The organism is Novosphingobium sp. 1529 (assembly GCF_040544855.1).
In the GTDB taxonomy this organism is placed as follows: Bacteria; Pseudomonadota; Alphaproteobacteria; order Sphingomonadales; family Sphingomonadaceae; genus Novosphingobium; species Novosphingobium capsulatum.
On sequence record NZ_JBEPKW010000002.1, the window covers coordinates 453,422 to 468,195 of the forward strand.

Genomic DNA, 14,774 nt, shown 5'->3' on the forward strand with positions numbered 1-14,774 from the left:
CCCCTCGTGGTCCACGTCTGGCGCGGTTCACGTCGCCAAGAACCGAGGATTAAGCGGAGCCAAGCCGGCTAGGCAAGGCCCTCACCCAAAAACAGCGTCAGTCGCCGATGCCGATGCGGATCGGCATCGCGGCGTCATCGCCTTCGGGATAGATCACGTCGGGCGCGATCACCACGCGGTTACGGCCTTGGTGCTTGGCCGCATAGAGCGCAGCATCGGCGGTGCGATAGAGCGCGGCGAAATCGTCTCCGGCCCGCGCCATGGCCACGCCCACGCTCACCGTTACCTGGCCACGCCCGAAAAACGGGGAATGGTCGCAATCACTCAGCCCCGTGCGCACGCTTTCGGCCAGTTGCAGGGCGGCAAAGCGGCCCATGCCGGTGGCGAGCAAGGCAAACTCCTCACCGCCCAGGCGCGCTGTCACGCACATTGCCCCATCCCAACGCGCGAGCCGCCGCGCCAGCGTTACCAGCACGACATCGCCGGCGTCGTGGCCATGGGCGTCGTTGATCGCCTTGAAGCGGTCGACATCGAGCAGCAGGAGGGCAACGCCGTGGCTGTCGTCCAACACCGCGTCTGGGGCTTGGGTTACGCGGTCGAGCAGCGGGGTGATCGCGTCGGTGAAACCACGGCGATTGCGCAGGCCGGTCAGCGGATCGCGCCGGGCCTGCTCCTGCGCTGCTGCTTCAGCAACGAGGGCGCGGTCACGCTCGATCCGCATGCCCATGAAGCGCCGGGTGGCCGCAACCGACAGCCACACCGTCTGCCAGGCCGATGCGGCCAGGACCAGCATCTGCGACCCCCCGCCCCATACGGCGTGGCTGAAATCCACGACCGACGACAGGCCGAGCGCCAGCATCGGCACAGCCCATGCGCCCACAAACGCACGCGCGGCGCTGCTGCCCCGCCGCCATGCGGTAATCAGGCACGATCCGGCCAGAACCAGCAGCAGCAAGACCAGGAAGCCCAATGCATTGGCCCAGAACTCCAGCGGCCCGCTGCGCATCAGGCTGAGCGGCACGCCAAGCAGTGCCGTGGCGAGCGCGACCACACGGGTGGTGCGGCCCAGCCAGCGCGGCACGTGCCCAGGATCGATCGCGGTAAGCAGGCTGTAGGTGGCCAAGAGGGTAGCCAGGCACGACAGCGCCGTGCAGATCTGCGCCGAAACGACCCCGGCCAGCCCCGGAAAGAAGAACAGGTGAAATTGCGACCACATCGCCCCCCAGGCGACCATGCAGGTGGCCCAGGCGCCCTGCCAGGCCGGGAATTGCCGTCGCACCGCGAAGGCGAGCCCGAAATTGTAGACCGCTCCCAACGCCAGCAGCATCAGCATCGCGCCGATCATGCTGGCCATGGCCGTGGCCTGGATCTGCGCCTGGCCGCCATCGATCAGGCGCATGCGCAGCATCGGTGCCGATGCCACCCGGTGGAATCGCAAGACCACGCCAACCAGCGCGGCATCGCGCTGCGGCGGAACGAACGCGATCTGGCCACCCAGGCGCCAGTTCGCGCCATAGGCACCGCGCGCCACCTCCTGCCAATCGGCGGTACCATCGCGATAGAAAAAGCCCACGTGCAGCGCATCGAACCGCGAGGAATGGACCATCAGCACCGGCGTTGGCCCCGCCTGCGCCAGAGTTTGCGCGTTAACCTTGAGCCAGAGGCTGGCGCGTTGGTAATCGCGCAGCTCGCCATGGCAGGAAAAGCGCGTGGGCAGCGTGGCATCGTGGCCCGGTGCTGGCGTGGCGCCCGTGGCATGGCAGGCATTTTCCAAGGTAATCCATTGGTCAGGCGCGCCAGCCAGGGCCGGCTGTGCCACCGCCAGGGCCAGGCAAGACAAGATCAGCCGCACCGCACGCCCCAGCATGCGCCGCCCCCCATCCATCGCTGCGTCCAAACCACTCATGCAGCGGCATTTACCACAAATACCTATGTAAATGATTACCGGATTGAAAACCGGCCCGACGCGGGGGGCGCGCCGGGCCGGCGGGGTGGGAACCGGCCCGGTTTGGGGGGGGGGCCGGTTGCCGGGGGGCCGGGAAAGCCTAGAAATGCAGGCGGGCACCCACCTGGAGAGAGCGGGGCGCGCCAGGCGCGAAGAACGTCGATTGCAGCAAAGGCCGTTCGCCATCGATCACTGGGCCGGCAAAGGGCCGTGACACCACCCTGCCCTGCGCATCGAAGGCGGTGGCGCCGAGTTGTGCGGCGCTGGCATAATCCTTGTCGAACAGGTTGCGGACCATGGCAAAGATCGTCAGCCCGGCGCGGGGACGAACTTCTCCCCCCAGGTTGAACAGCGCATACGGAGCCGTTCCCCCGGGGCCGAGATAATAGGTGCCATCCGCCTGGTGGGCATTATTTTCATTGCCGCGGGCAAAGGCACTGGAAACGGCCACCATGTCGAGATTGAGCGATAGCCACGGCGTGGCCTCCCATCCCACCGCCGCTTTCACCGTGTGGCGCGGCAACAGGGGAATGCGGTCGCCGGGCTGGATCGCGATCGTGCCGTCAAAGCCGGGGCCACTGCCATCGTTGCTGCTGTTGCCCGAACCGTTGACCACCTCGCTCGACCGATAGGTGGCGTCGAGCAGCGTATAGCTTGCCGAAAAGGTGAAGGCGCGCAGCCGGGCATCTGCCGACAGTTCCAGGCCCTGCCGCCGCGTCTTGCCGAAATTGCGGAAGTAGCCATAGCCCGAGGCATCGTTGGCCACGAACAGGATATCGTCGCTGCTGTCGGTTCGAAACAGCGCGGCGTGGACATGGCCCCAGCCATTGCCGCGGTCGAGGCGGATTTCCATCGTCCGGGCAATCACCTGGCGCAGCGGAGGATCACCGGCGAGAGCGTTGGGCAGTCGGCATGGGCTGGCCGGGTCGGAACAGCCCAGTTCGATGGCCGAAGGGGCGCGGCTGGCCTGGCTCCACGATAGCGCCAGCGTCGTGCCGTCAGCCGCCTTGCCGGTGAGCGTAACCGCCGGGTTGAGGCGATGATAGACCGGGCTGCTGTCGAGCGAGCCGGTGCCGCCGCCCGGCGTGATTGCATCGCGGTTGCGCACCGCCACCCGATCATAGCGCGCGGCCAGGTCGAGGGTAAGCCGCTGGCCGAGCCCGACACGGTCAAGCGCATAGGCCGACAGCGCCGTGGTGCGGCTGCGCAGATCGACCCTGGCATCAAAGGCGTTTTCGGAATCCTGCGTGCCATCGGCAAAGGCGCCCGGCCCGCTTACCGGCATGACCGTGCGATCGGGCAGGATATAGCCGAACTGGCTACTTTGCGTGAAATGCGCGGTACTGCCGATATAGGATGCGCCCAGTGTCAGGTCGTGGGCAACCGGCCCGGTGATGAAGCGGCCCGATGCCTCCAGCGTTGCGCCCCATTCGCTTTGCCGGGTTTGCGAACGGTTGATCAGGCCATCGCATTTCTCGTTTGGCTCGGTGTTGAGCAGCACGTTGGCAATGCAGCGCCATTGGGGAAACGGTGTATTGGCCTGGGTTTCGCCCGCTACGGGAAAGCCGGTATAGCCGGCGCTGGTAAGCGCGGCCTGTTCGGCAGCATTGGGCTGATAGAGGTTTTCGCCCAAGGCATCATCGTTGACGTCGCCATTGTACGTCTGGGTGCGCAGATGGCGCCAGAAAGCGTTGCCGCGCAGATGCAGCCCGCTGTCCAGGCGGGTTTCGCCATTGAGCACGACCATGCCCATGCGATTGCGGGTATTGTCAGGCGCGGTATAGACACTGCGCCGATCGGCGGCGAGCAGGCGCATTTCCTGAAGGCCATTGCCGTTGAGGTTGGTATCGGCAAAGTGGCCCGCCAGCGATACCGACGATGCCGCATCGCTCCACCCCAATTTGGCCAGAGCCCGGCTGGCGCGCGAGCGCGAGAGATCGCGCCAGCCGTCCTCGCGGAAATGGTCGGCGGCGACGTACCAGTCCAGCCCACCGGGCAGAACGCCGCCGGCCTGGGCGCTGCCGGTCACGCGACCGAATGCACCACCGCTGGCCTCCAGCGTGACGCCGGGATCGCTCTTGCCGCTCTTGGTGCGCAGGACCAGCGCACCGCCCAGGGCATTGCGGCCGAATTGCGGGGCCGCGCCCGATACCAGGTCGATATCGGCCACCGCCACGGTCGGGATCAGATCCCAGCTAACCACGTCACCGAACGGCTGGTTGACGCGCACCCCATCGAGATAGACCGAAAGCCCCTGCGCCGTGCCGAGCAGCGGCGAGGCAGTGAGGCCACGATAATTCACATCGGGCTGCAGCGGATTGCCCTGCACGTCGTTGATCGTAACGCCGGGTGCCGTGCGGGCCAGATGCTCTGCCACGCTTACCGCCTGGGTAGCCTGTAGTGCCCTGGCATTGCCCACTTCCGGCGCTTCACCCGCTAGCGGCGTGGCGCGGACGATGATATCAGGCCCCGTCGCGGTCGTATCCTGCGCTTGTGCCGGCATCGCCAGGCACAGGCACGATGCACCCGCGCAGAACCAGCCCCTCATGTCCCGCATCACGCTCTCCCTGTTTTTCAACACGGAGGCCGTAACAGGATGAAACGCCAATAACCTGAGCGAACGCTCAGATTGACCCAAGGTATGAGACAGTGCTGGCGCCTATTCCGGCAAAGTCAGGCGAAAACCCCGGCCGCGAACCGCGGCGATCGCCAGGCCGCAGGGGCCAAGCCGCTTGCGCAGCGCACTGACCGCCACATCGACGGCGTTGTCGGTGATCACCGCGTCGGCGCCCCACACCCGATCGATCAGCGCGGTCCGCTCCACCACCTCACCCCGTGCCAGCGCCAGTTCGGCCAGCAGCGCCAGGCTGCGCGGCTCCAGCGCCAGCGGGGTGCCGTGCCATGCGGCTGTGCCGGCGGCGCGATCGATGGAAAGTCCCTGCCAGGTGATCGGCGGCGGCAGCAATTGCCCGGCGCGGCGCACCAGCACGCCCACCCGGGCCGCCAATTCGGCAAAGGCAAAGGGCTTGGCCAGGTAATCATCGGCGCCTGCATCAAAGCCTTCCAGCCGATCATCGAGCGCTGTGCGCGCTGTGAGCATAAGGATCGGCATGGCATGCCCGGCGTCGCGGATCTGGCGGCACAGCGCCAGGCCATCGGCATCGGGCAGGCCGATATCGAGAATGACCGTGGCCATCTGCTCGCGCGCCAGGGCGTCGAGCACGCCCGCCCCCTGGCGCAGCCACCGCACAGTAAGGCCGCGGCCGCCCAGGCCCTGGACGATCGCCCGGCCAATGCCGGCATCGTCTTCCACCAGCAGGACCAGGCTCATGCCGCGCCATCCTGCAAGGGCAGGCGAAAACGGATCGCGCACCCGCCATCGGGCTGGTTTGCTGCCTGCACGCTGCCACCATGGCGCTCTGCCACCCAGCGGGCCAGGGCCAGGCCCAGCCCACTGCCTCCACGCTGCCGGCCTTCGTGGGTCTGGTAATAGGCATCGAAAATACGCGGCAGTTCGGCCTCCATCACCCCTGGACCGCGATCGTGGATCACCACCTCAGCCACGCCATCAGCGGGCATCAGCGTGACGCAAAGAGCCGAATCCATTGGCGAAAACTTGATACCGTTTTCGATCACCGCCAGCAGCGCCTGGCGCAGCCAGCGGGCATCGCCCATCATCGGCAGGGGGCAGGCCGGGGCGGCCAGCGCCATTGCCACGTCGACGCTTGCCGCATAGGGCCGCGCCGCCGCCACGGCCTCGGCCACCACCTTCCCAAGATCGAACGGCGCGCTCGCCAGGGCCAAGCGCCCATCGTCTGCGGCAGCAAGGCCAAGCAGTTCGTCGATGCGGTGGGTAAGGAAACCGGCCTGCGCCACGATGTGCCCCAGCGTTTCGCGCAAGAGGTGTGGATCGGCATCGGGCTGGTCCAGCGCCACTTCGGCGGCGCTGCGCACTGCGGCCACCGGGGTGCGCAATTCGTGGCTGACCTTGGCAAAGAACAGGCGGCGCGAGGCATCGACGGCGGCGATGCGGGCGGTGCGAGCCTTGACCATGGCCGCCAGCGCGCGGTTGCTGCGCCACAGCAGCCAAGCCCCGCAGGCCGCGCAGGCCAGGGCGACGGCGGCGAGCAAGCCGGCCAGGACCATACTGCGCTGCCCGGCGCGGGCCAGCGCCCTGCGCCCGGCCTGAAGCTCGCCATTTTCCTGGCCATCGATCGTGCGGGCCAGCGCTTCCAACCGCATCTGCGCGCCGGGCGTGCGGGCAAGCTGCACCAAGGCATCGGCACGGATCTGCTCTCGCGTTAGCGTCGGGCCGCGCGCCAGACCTACTTCTTCGGCTACCAGCGCACGATAATCGGCCAAGGCCCGTTCGAGCGCGGGGCCCTGCCCCGCTGGGGCGAGCGCGACGATCCGCGCGACAACGGCCGCCTGCCGCTCCGACAGGCTGGCCTGCGTGAACTGGCGGTTGGCGCCGCGCGCGCTGATGGCAAAGGCCACGACCAGCCCGGCGAGCGCCGCCACCAGCAGGGCAAACAGCAATGCCGCCACGCGTGCGCGCCAGGCCAGGCGGGTATCGGCCGCGTCATGGCCAGCAGCGGGCGCGGCAACAGAGTGAACCATGCCGCTATCATCGCGGGGGCTGGCGGAAAAGCCAAGCCCCCGCAACGATCGGCACGACGTCGGGCCTGATCAGCCAGCCTTTGCCGATGACGGCGCCGCAGCCATGCTGGTATCGCCCTGCCAGCCGCCGCCCACGGCGCGCAACAGGCGCACTGCTGCCTGCAGGCGCTGGGTATCCACCTCGATCGCCTTTTGCCGTGTGCGCAGCGCCGTGGTCTGGGCGGTGACGACGTCGAGATAGCTGACCGCGCCGCGTTCATAGCGGCGGGTGGCCAATGCCTCGACCGTGCCAGCCTGCTCGGCCGCGCGCGCCTCGGCGCTGGCTTCGTCGCCCAGGTGATGGAGCCGGGACAGGCCGTCTTCCACATCCTGCACCGCGCCCAGCACGTGGCCCCGATAGTCTGCGGTGGCAGCATCCCAATCGGCGCGGGCCTGCATCACGCGGGCGTGGCGACGCCCACCATCGAACAGGGTCATCACCGCCGCCGGGCCAATCGACCAGAACGTGTTGGGCGCGGCGATGATATTGGCCAGCGTGGTATCCTGCAGGCCAACCTGCCCGCCCAGCAACAGCGAGGGGAAGAAGGCCGCGCGGGCAACGCCAATGCGCCGATTGGCGGCATACATCCGCCGTTCGGCGGCAGCGATATCGGGCCGGCGCTGCAAGAGCGTGGAAGGCACGCCCACCGGCACCGCGGGCAGCGCCAGGCTGCGATCGGATGGCGCGATGGCAAAGCCGGTGGCCGGCACGCCCGCCAGCGTCGCCAGCGCATGTTCGGCCAGGGCACGGGCATTGCGGGCATCGGCCAGCGCGGCCTGCGCCTCTGCCAGCTGCGTCGCGGATTGGCCAGTTTCCATGGCATTGGCGATGCCACCGGAAAAGCGCCGCTGCGTCATGTGGTCGGCCCGGGCATAGGCGGCCACGGTATCGTCGAGCAGCGCGATGATGCGATCCTGCCCGCGCAGCACGGCATAGCCTTCAGCCAGTTCCGCCTGAAGTTGCAGGCGGGTGTCGGCCACGTCATCGGCAGCAGCCTCGGCATCGGCCCGCCCAGCGGCGACATTGGCCCGCACACGACCCCACAGATCGGCTTCATAGCTGCCGGTCAGGCCCAGGGTTTGCGCGCCATAATAATCGGGCTGGGTGCTGCCGCGCAGCGGGCGATCAGCCGATTGCCGGTTCTGCGTGACCGTCGCCCCGGCGCCCAGCTGGGGATAGAGATCGGCCCGCGCCTGGCGCAGCAGGGCCGCAGCCTTGTCGTGCCGGGCAACGGCAGCGGCAAGCGAGGGATTGCCGGCGTTGAGCTGGTCTTCCAACCCGTTGAGCACGGGATCGCCGAACACGGTCCACCATGCGGCGGGCGGCATGGCGGCATCGCCGCTGGCCGGCACCCACGGCCCGGTGCCGGAAAAGGCGGCGGGCAGGCTGACCTGCGGCGGTTTATAGGCCGGGGCGCTGGCGCACCCGGCCAGGGCCATGGCCAGGGCAGCGCCCAGCCCCAGCCGCAGCTTGGCAAGGCGATCAGGCATGTTGGCCGCCCCCACCGTTTGCACCGGCATGGGCGACATGCACCGCTTCGCCATTGGCGATCGAATCCGGCGGGTTGTCGATGATCTTGGTCCCGGCGGACAGGCCACTGACCACTTCCACCGTCTTGCCCAGATCGCGGCCGAGCGTGATCGACAGCAGCCGTACCCGGCCATCGCTGCCCACCGTGGCCACCTGGGTGCCGGCAGAGCGGAACAGCAGCGCGCTAGACGGGATCATGACCGCCCCTGCGCTGCCCGGCACCTTGAACGCCACTTGGGCAAAGCCGCCTGCGCGCAGCGCGTGGGCGGTATTGTCGGCCAGCAACTGCACCTGCAAGGCGCCGTTCTGCGGGTTGATCGCATCGGACGTGCCAACAACCTTGGCGGCAAACGTCTGGCCCGGCAGATCGGGCACGGTCAGGGTCGCTTCCACGCCCGGTTTCATCGCGGCGGCATAGGTCTGCGGCACGCCCACGTAGATGCGGATGCGGCTGACGTCGGCCACGGTAAACATCGGCTGCTGGTTGGTGGCACCAGGCCCCACCAGATCGCCGATGTCGGCGGTGCGCTGGGTCACCACACCGGCAAAGGGCGCGCGCACCGTGGCATAGCCCTTCATCGCCAGAAGCCGGGCAAGATCTGCCTCGGCCCCGCGCACGGTGGCAACCTGAACCGCCAGGTTGCCATTGCGCTCGTCGGCTTCCTGCTGCGACACCGAATGGTCGGTCAACAGGTCGTTCCAGCGCGCTGCCGTGCTGCGCGCCAGGCCCGCGCTGGCCTTGGCCTTGGCCAGCGCAGCGCGGGCGGCCGCGATCTGCTGGTCAAGCTCGGGCGTCTCGATCTGCGCCAGGGGGGTGCCCTGGCCCACGGTGGCGCCGATGTCGCGCGTCCAGGCCTGCATGTAGCCAGGCACGCGGGCAAAGATATGCGCGGTGTTCCACGCCGCCATGGTGCCAGGCAGGCTGAGCGCGCCGCTGGCTGCGGCCGGCGTCACGTCCACCAGGTGAACGGTGGGAATGGCCTGCGCCTCGCTCCAGTTGCGGGTGTCTAGTGCCTCGCCATGGCGGCTGTAGATGCCCACGCCCACGATGACGGCGGCCACCACGCCAGCAACGATGCCGGCGGTCTTGAGCCCGCGCGGCGCGCGCGCTGGGGCGTCTTCCTGGCCCACGACCAGGCTGGTTTCATTCTGCATGGACAAGGTCTCCCTTGATGAAAGTGGGATCATCGGACGGCGGCGGGGTGGGCTGCGACGTGGCGCCGCCCCGGCGTTCCTTGCGATGGACGATGGAGAAGACCACGGGCACGAACACCAGCGTGGCAATGGTGGCGCAGATCAGGCCGCCGATCACGGCGCGGCCGAGCGGGGCGTTCTGCTCGCCCCCCTCGCCCAGGCCCAGCGCCATCGGCGCCATGCCGATGATCATGGCCAGCGCCGTCATCAGCACCGGGCGGAAGCGGGTGGAACCGGCTTCGATCGCGGCCAGGGTGGCATTGCCCAGCACGGCCAGGCGTTCGCGGGCAAAGCTGACCACCAGCACCGAGTTGGCCGTGGCCACGCCCATGCACATGATCGCCCCGGTCAAGGCCGGCACCGATAGCGGCGTGTGCGTGGCAAACAGCGTCCAGGCAATCCCGGCAAGCGCAGCCGGCAGGGCCGAAACGATCACCGCCGGATCGATCCAGCTCTGGAAGTTGACCACGATCAGCAGGTAGATCAGCACGATCGCGCCAACCAGACCCAGGACCAGCCCGGTGAAGGCCGCGTTCATGGTTTCCACCTGGCCCCGGATCTTTACGGTCGAACCCTTGGGCAGGCTGGCGGCCGTATCGTTCAGGATCTTCTGCACGTCGCCCGCCACGGCGCCCAGATCGCGCCCTTGGGTGGTGGCATAGACGTCGAACGCCGGCTGCACCGCATAGTGCGAAATCAGCGCCGCCGTTGGCTCCCGCGTCATGGTGCCCAGAGCACCCAGCAGCTGGACCGAACCGGGCCGGGCCGAACTGACCGGGATGTTGTCGAGCGCGCCGATGCTGTCGGTGCGGTATTGCGGGGTCTGCACCACGATCGGATAGGACACGCCGTTCTTGGGATTGAGCCAGAACGTGGGCGCCACCTGCGCACTGCCGGCAAGATTGACCGAAAGGCTCTTGGTCACGTCGTTTTCGGTCACGCCAAGCCGATCGGCTTGGGCACGATCGATGTCAAACCGCAGTTCCGGGGCGTTGGTCGCCTGCTGCATGCGCACGTCGGCGATCCCGGCAACATGGTTGATGCGGCCGGCCAGCATCCGCGCATAATCGGCGTTGGCCTTGGTATCGGGCCCGGTCACCATCACGTCGATCGGGGCGGGCGCGCCGAAGTTGAGGATCTGGCTGATGATGTCGGCCGGCAGGAACGAAAACGTGGTGCCGGGGAACAGATGCGGCAGACGTTCACGCAGGGCGCGGACATAGCCGGCGGTCGGCCGGTGATCTTCGGCCAGGGTCACCAGGATGTCACCATCCTGCGCACCGATGCCGCCGCTGTTGGCATAGGCGGTGTTGATGCCCGAAGACGACATGCCGATGTTGTCGACGATCGACACCAGCTCATCGCGAGGCACCGTGGCGCGGATCTGGTCCTCCACCTTGTCGAACAGGGCGGCGGTCTCTTCCAGGCGCGTGCCGACCGGCGCGCGCACGTGCAGGCTGATCTGACCGGAATCGACGCTGGGGAAGAAGTTGCGCCCCAGGAACGGCACCAGAACCAACGAGGCCAGCACCACGATCATGAACCCGGGCACAAACCGCCGGCGGCTTTCGAGCGCGGCGCGCAGCACGTCAACGTACCAGGCGCGGATCGCCTCGAATCGCGTTTCAAAGCCATGCTGGAACCGGCGCAGCGGGTGCATGCCCGGCTTCTGCCCGGTCATGGCATCATGGCTGACCATGATATCGACGGCATGCTCAGAACCATGCGCGCGCAGCAGGAAGTTGCTCATGGTCGGCACCAGCGTGCGCGAGAGCACGAAGCTGGCGATCATCGCAAAGACCACCGACTTGGCCATCGGGGCAAACAGGAAGCCGGCCACGCCGGGCAGGAAGAACATCGGCAAGAAGGCGATGCAGATGCACAGCAGCGAGACGAAGGCCGGGCGCACGATCTGCTCGGCCCCGTCCATGATCGCCTCGGCCACGCCCTTGCCCTGTTCGAGGTGCCAATTGATGTTTTCGATGGTGACGGTGGCATCGTCCACGAGGATGCCCACGGCCAGCGCCAGGCCACCCAGCGTCATGATGTTGAGCGTTTCACCGGTCACCGCCAGGCCCGCCACGGCGGCCAGGATCGCCAGCGGGATCGAGGTGGCGATGATCACGGTTGACCGCCACGAGCCCAGGAACAGCAGGATCATCAGGCTGGTCAGGGCCGCCGCCAGCACGCCTTCGCGCACCACGCCCGAAACGGCCGCCTTCACGAACAGCGACTGGTCCGACAGCAGCTGAATCTTGAGGCTGTCGGGCAGCGTTTCCTTGAGCTTGGGCAGCAGCGCCTTGACGTCGTTGACGATATCAACGGTCGAGGCAGAGCCCGACTTGAGGATCGTCATCAAGACCGCGCGCCCGCCGTCGACTCGCACTTCGTTCACCTGCGGCGGCGAACCATCGTGCACATGCGCAACGTCACCGATCGTCACTGTCGTGCCATCGACCGTGCGGATCGGCAGCGCGTTGAGTTGGTCGATTACCTGCGGGCTGTTGTTGAGGCGGATGGAATATTCGAACTCGCCGATCTTGGTGGTGCCGGCGGGCACGATCTGGTTCTGCGCGGCGAGCGCGGCGCCGACGTCTGCGGCCGAGAGATTGTGCTGCAACAGCGCGGCGGGATCGAGATCGATCTGGATCTGGCGTTCACGCCCGCCATAGGGCGATGGCACGGCCGCACCCTGCACGGTGGCGAGTTGCGGACGAATGCCGTTCTGCCCAAGGTCGTAGATCGCCTGCTCGGAAAGCTTTCCCGAAGACAGCGCCATCTGCAGGATCGGCACCGTGGCCGCGCTGTAGTTGAGGATCAGCGGCGGCGTCATGCCTGGCGGCATCTGCTTGAGCACGGTTTGCGACACCGAGGTGACCTGCGCGGTCGCCGTGCGGATATCGACGCCGGGGCGGAAGAAGATCTTGACCACACCCACGCCGTTCATCGACTGGCTTTCGATATGATCGATATCGTTGACCGTCGAAGTGAGCGAGCGTTCGTAATAATAGACCACCCGGCCGGCCATGTCTTCGGGCGGCAGACCACGATACTGCCACACCGCGGCAATCACCGGGATGCGGATATCGGGAAAGATGTCGGTGGGGGTGCGAAGCCAGGCGATCGAACCCGAAAGCACGATCAGGATGGCCAGGACGACGAAGGTATATGGCTTGCTGAGCGCAAGCTTGACCAATTGCAGCATGGCGTTCCCAATGGGTTTGGCCCGCCCGCACCGCCTTCGCACGCGCGAAGGCAGGCGCAGGCAGGCGCCAGAAACGTGGGACGCCGCCAATGGTGCGGCGCCAACCGCCGGCTCCATTGAACCGAGCGGCAGCGCGTTGCCAATGAAATGAATTTCACATTGCCGGAACGTGCCCGGCGCGAATGCGTGCGGCCAGCCCCGGACGCGCGCGGTCGGCCCGCGCCGGCGCCAGTTCGAGCGCAAACTGGTGCAGGTGGGCAACCGCTGCCACCACGCTCAGGCCCAGGCCCGAACCTGGCACGGCAGGCGATGCCGCGCCGCGATCGAACCGGCGCACCACCGCGTCGACCTGTTCGGCCGGAATCCCCTCGCCTTCGTCCACCACGGCGATCACGGCCTGACCGCCCTCGCGCGTGACAGTGACCATGACGGTGCCGCCCGGCGGGCTGAACTTAATGGCGTTGTCCACCAGGTTGCTCAGCGCCTCGACCATCAGTTGCGCATCACACACCAGCGTGACCGGCGCGAGGCTGCCTGCCAGCAGCGCCACCTCGCGCTCCTCGGCAAGGGGGGCATAGAGATCGATCACCACCGCCACGAGTTCATCGATGCGGGTGGCGGCAAAACCCTGGCGGCGGTGGCCAGCCTCGATCTCGGAAATGCGCAACAGCGCGGCAAAGCGCGCGAGCACGGTGTCGAGATCCTCGATCGCGGCATTGATGCGCTGCCCTTCCGCCTCGGGCAAGTTCGGCGCGCGGGCGGCGCGGTACAACTGGTTGCGCACGCGCGTGAGCGGGGTGCGCAAATCGTGGGCAATGGCATCGGTCACCGATTTGACTTGTGCCATCGATCGCTCGACCTCGCCGACCATGTGGTTGACCGTGTCGGCCAGCAGATCGAGTTCGTCACCGCGCCCCTCGATCGGCATGCGCGCATCGAGGCGCCCGCCGGCGATCGTGCTGGCCACGCGTTGCAGGCGGTCCACCCGTCGCAGCGGGCCCAGGCTCAGCGCCAGGCCGGCGCCCAGCAGCAGCGGCACGACCACCAGGCCGCTGGCAAGCAGGATCACCAGCACGTGATCGCGCAGTTCGGTGATCACGGTGGAATCGCGGCCGACCATGATGATGAAGCCGCCGGCGGTTCGCTCAGCCAGGATATGCAACGGCCCGCGTACGTCCGGCCCATCTTCACGCGCATAAGTGTGCCCCAGCCGCAGCGGCGGGCTTGCCCCCAGATCGCCCGCCACCCAGCGCCCGCCGGGCGAGATCAGGCCGAAATGCCCCAGCGGATTGGCCCCGGCGCGGGAAGAGGCATCGATGGCGGCGGGCAGATCGGCCGGCGGCACCGCCACCAGGCGCGCCATTTCCGCGCGCAGGATCAGATCGACGCGCGTGTCGAGGTTTCCGGCCGTGAGGCTATAGACCATCGCCAGCACCAGCAGCACGGCCAGCACCGATGCCGCGCCAAACATCACCGCCAGGCGAAACGTGCTGGTCTTGCGAATGGCGGAAAAGCGCGGCCAGGTGGCCCAGGGCCATTCAGCCGGCATCAAAGCGATACCCTTCGCCCTTGACCGTTTCGATCAGCGACGGCTGCCCCGGCAGATCGATCTTCTTGCGCAGGCGGGCGATATGCACGGCGATCAGGTTGGCGCCGGGATCGAAATAATACCCCCACACCCGTTCAAAGATGATCTGCCGCGCCACGGTTTCACCGGCATTGCGCATGAGGAATTCGAGCAGGCGAAATTCCATGTGCAACAAGCGCACCGGCTCGCCAGCCACGCGCACCTCGCGGCGGATCAGGTCCATTTCCACCGGCCCTGCCGTCAGCAGCGCGGTGGATGCGGCCATCTGGCCCTGGCGGCGCAGGAGCACTTCCACGCGCATCGCCATCTCGTCGGGCGCAAACGGCTTGATCAGGTAATCGTCGCCGCCCGCGCGCAGCCCGGCAATCCGCTCGTCCACATCGCCCAGCGCGCTGATCATCAGCACTGGCAATGTTAGCCCGGCCGCGCGCAGGCGGGCGACAACGGACAGCCCATCGAGCCCGGGCAGCATGCGATCGAGCGTGATTGCGTCGAACGGTTCGCGCAGGGCCAGTTCCACCCCGCTGTCGCCGTCGTTCGCCGCGCGCACCTCGTGCCCGTGGCCGCGCAATTCGGCCACGATTTCGCCGGCCGTGTCGGGATCGTCCTCGATAACCAGAATGCGTGCCATGGCAGGGTGCTTTAGCCGCGA

9 protein-coding genes are annotated in these 14,774 nt (G+C 67.6%); all 9 read right to left on the bottom strand.

Annotated features, from left to right (window positions below):
• Positions 1 to 97: 97 nt before the first annotated feature.
• A complete protein-coding gene (locus tag ABIC78_RS07400; protein ID WP_354488607.1) occupies positions 98 to 1,867 on the bottom strand; it encodes a GGDEF domain-containing protein in 1,770 nt (589 codons plus the stop codon).
• 178 nt (positions 1,868 to 2,045) lie between these two features.
• Positions 2,046 to 4,502 (bottom strand): TonB-dependent receptor, encoded by a 2,457-nt coding sequence (locus ABIC78_RS07405; protein WP_354488609.1) that lies wholly within the window; start codon positions 4,500 to 4,502, stop codon positions 2,046 to 2,048.
• Between the two features lie 102 nt (positions 4,503 to 4,604).
• Positions 4,605 to 5,276 carry a response regulator transcription factor gene (locus tag ABIC78_RS07410; protein ID WP_354488611.1) on the bottom strand — a complete coding sequence of 224 codons (672 nt, stop codon included), beginning with the start codon at positions 5,274 to 5,276 and terminating at the stop codon, positions 4,605 to 4,607.
• On the bottom strand, positions 5,273 to 6,565 hold the full coding sequence (locus ABIC78_RS07415) for a sensor histidine kinase (protein WP_354488613.1): 1,293 nt from the start codon (positions 6,563 to 6,565) through the stop codon (positions 5,273 to 5,275). Before ABIC78_RS07415 ends, ABIC78_RS07410 begins: the two co-directional genes overlap by 4 nt.
• A gap of 69 nt (positions 6,566 to 6,634) precedes the next feature.
• The gene (locus tag ABIC78_RS07420) at positions 6,635 to 8,095 is read right to left on the bottom strand and encodes an efflux transporter outer membrane subunit (RefSeq protein ID WP_054131269.1); all 1,461 of its coding nucleotides are present in this window, start codon (positions 8,093 to 8,095) and stop codon (positions 6,635 to 6,637) included.
• Positions 8,088 to 9,290, bottom strand: coding sequence for an efflux RND transporter periplasmic adaptor subunit (locus ABIC78_RS07425; protein WP_022677974.1), 1,203 nt, complete (start codon positions 9,288 to 9,290; stop codon positions 8,088 to 8,090). Before ABIC78_RS07425 ends, ABIC78_RS07420 begins: the two co-directional genes overlap by 8 nt.
• On the bottom strand, positions 9,280 to 12,534 hold the full coding sequence (locus ABIC78_RS07430; RefSeq protein WP_309804472.1) for an efflux RND transporter permease subunit: 3,255 nt from the start codon (positions 12,532 to 12,534) through the stop codon (positions 9,280 to 9,282). Before ABIC78_RS07430 ends, ABIC78_RS07425 begins: the two co-directional genes overlap by 11 nt.
• A 154-nt stretch (positions 12,535 to 12,688) precedes the next feature.
• Positions 12,689 to 14,083, bottom strand: a complete 1,395-nt coding sequence (locus ABIC78_RS07435; RefSeq protein WP_054131153.1) for a sensor histidine kinase — start codon at positions 14,081 to 14,083, stop codon at positions 12,689 to 12,691.
• Positions 14,073 to 14,753 carry a response regulator transcription factor gene (locus ABIC78_RS07440; RefSeq protein WP_022677977.1) on the bottom strand — a complete coding sequence of 227 codons (681 nt, stop codon included), beginning with the start codon at positions 14,751 to 14,753 and terminating at the stop codon, positions 14,073 to 14,075. The genes ABIC78_RS07435 and ABIC78_RS07440 overlap by 11 nt, the downstream gene beginning before the upstream one ends.
• Positions 14,754 to 14,774: the final 21 nt, after the last annotated feature.

What these genes read in the sequence shown, in the direction of transcription:
- ABIC78_RS07400 (WP_354488607.1), bottom strand. Translation starts at nt 1,867, where the DNA reads ATGCTGGGGCGTGCGGTGCGGCTGATCTTGTCTTGCCTGGCCCTGGCG.
- ABIC78_RS07415 (WP_354488613.1), bottom strand. Translation starts at nt 6,565, where the DNA reads ATGGTTCACTCTGTTGCCGCGCCCGCTGCTGGCCATGACGCGGCCGAT.
- ABIC78_RS07425 (WP_022677974.1), bottom strand. Translation starts at nt 9,290, where the DNA reads ATGCAGAATGAAACCAGCCTGGTCGTGGGCCAGGAAGACGCCCCAGCG.
- ABIC78_RS07420 (WP_054131269.1), bottom strand. Translation starts at nt 8,095, where the DNA reads ATGCCTGATCGCCTTGCCAAGCTGCGGCTGGGGCTGGGCGCTGCCCTG.
- ABIC78_RS07435 (WP_054131153.1), bottom strand. Translation starts at nt 14,083, where the DNA reads ATGCCGGCTGAATGGCCCTGGGCCACCTGGCCGCGCTTTTCCGCCATT.
- ABIC78_RS07410 (WP_354488611.1), bottom strand. Translation starts at nt 5,276, where the DNA reads ATGAGCCTGGTCCTGCTGGTGGAAGACGATGCCGGCATTGGCCGGGCG.
- ABIC78_RS07405 (WP_354488609.1), bottom strand. Translation starts at nt 4,502, where the DNA reads ATGCGGGACATGAGGGGCTGGTTCTGCGCGGGTGCATCGTGCCTGTGC.
- ABIC78_RS07430 (WP_309804472.1), bottom strand. Translation starts at nt 12,534, where the DNA reads ATGCTGCAATTGGTCAAGCTTGCGCTCAGCAAGCCATATACCTTCGTC.
- ABIC78_RS07440 (WP_022677977.1), bottom strand. Translation starts at nt 14,753, where the DNA reads ATGGCACGCATTCTGGTTATCGAGGACGATCCCGACACGGCCGGCGAA.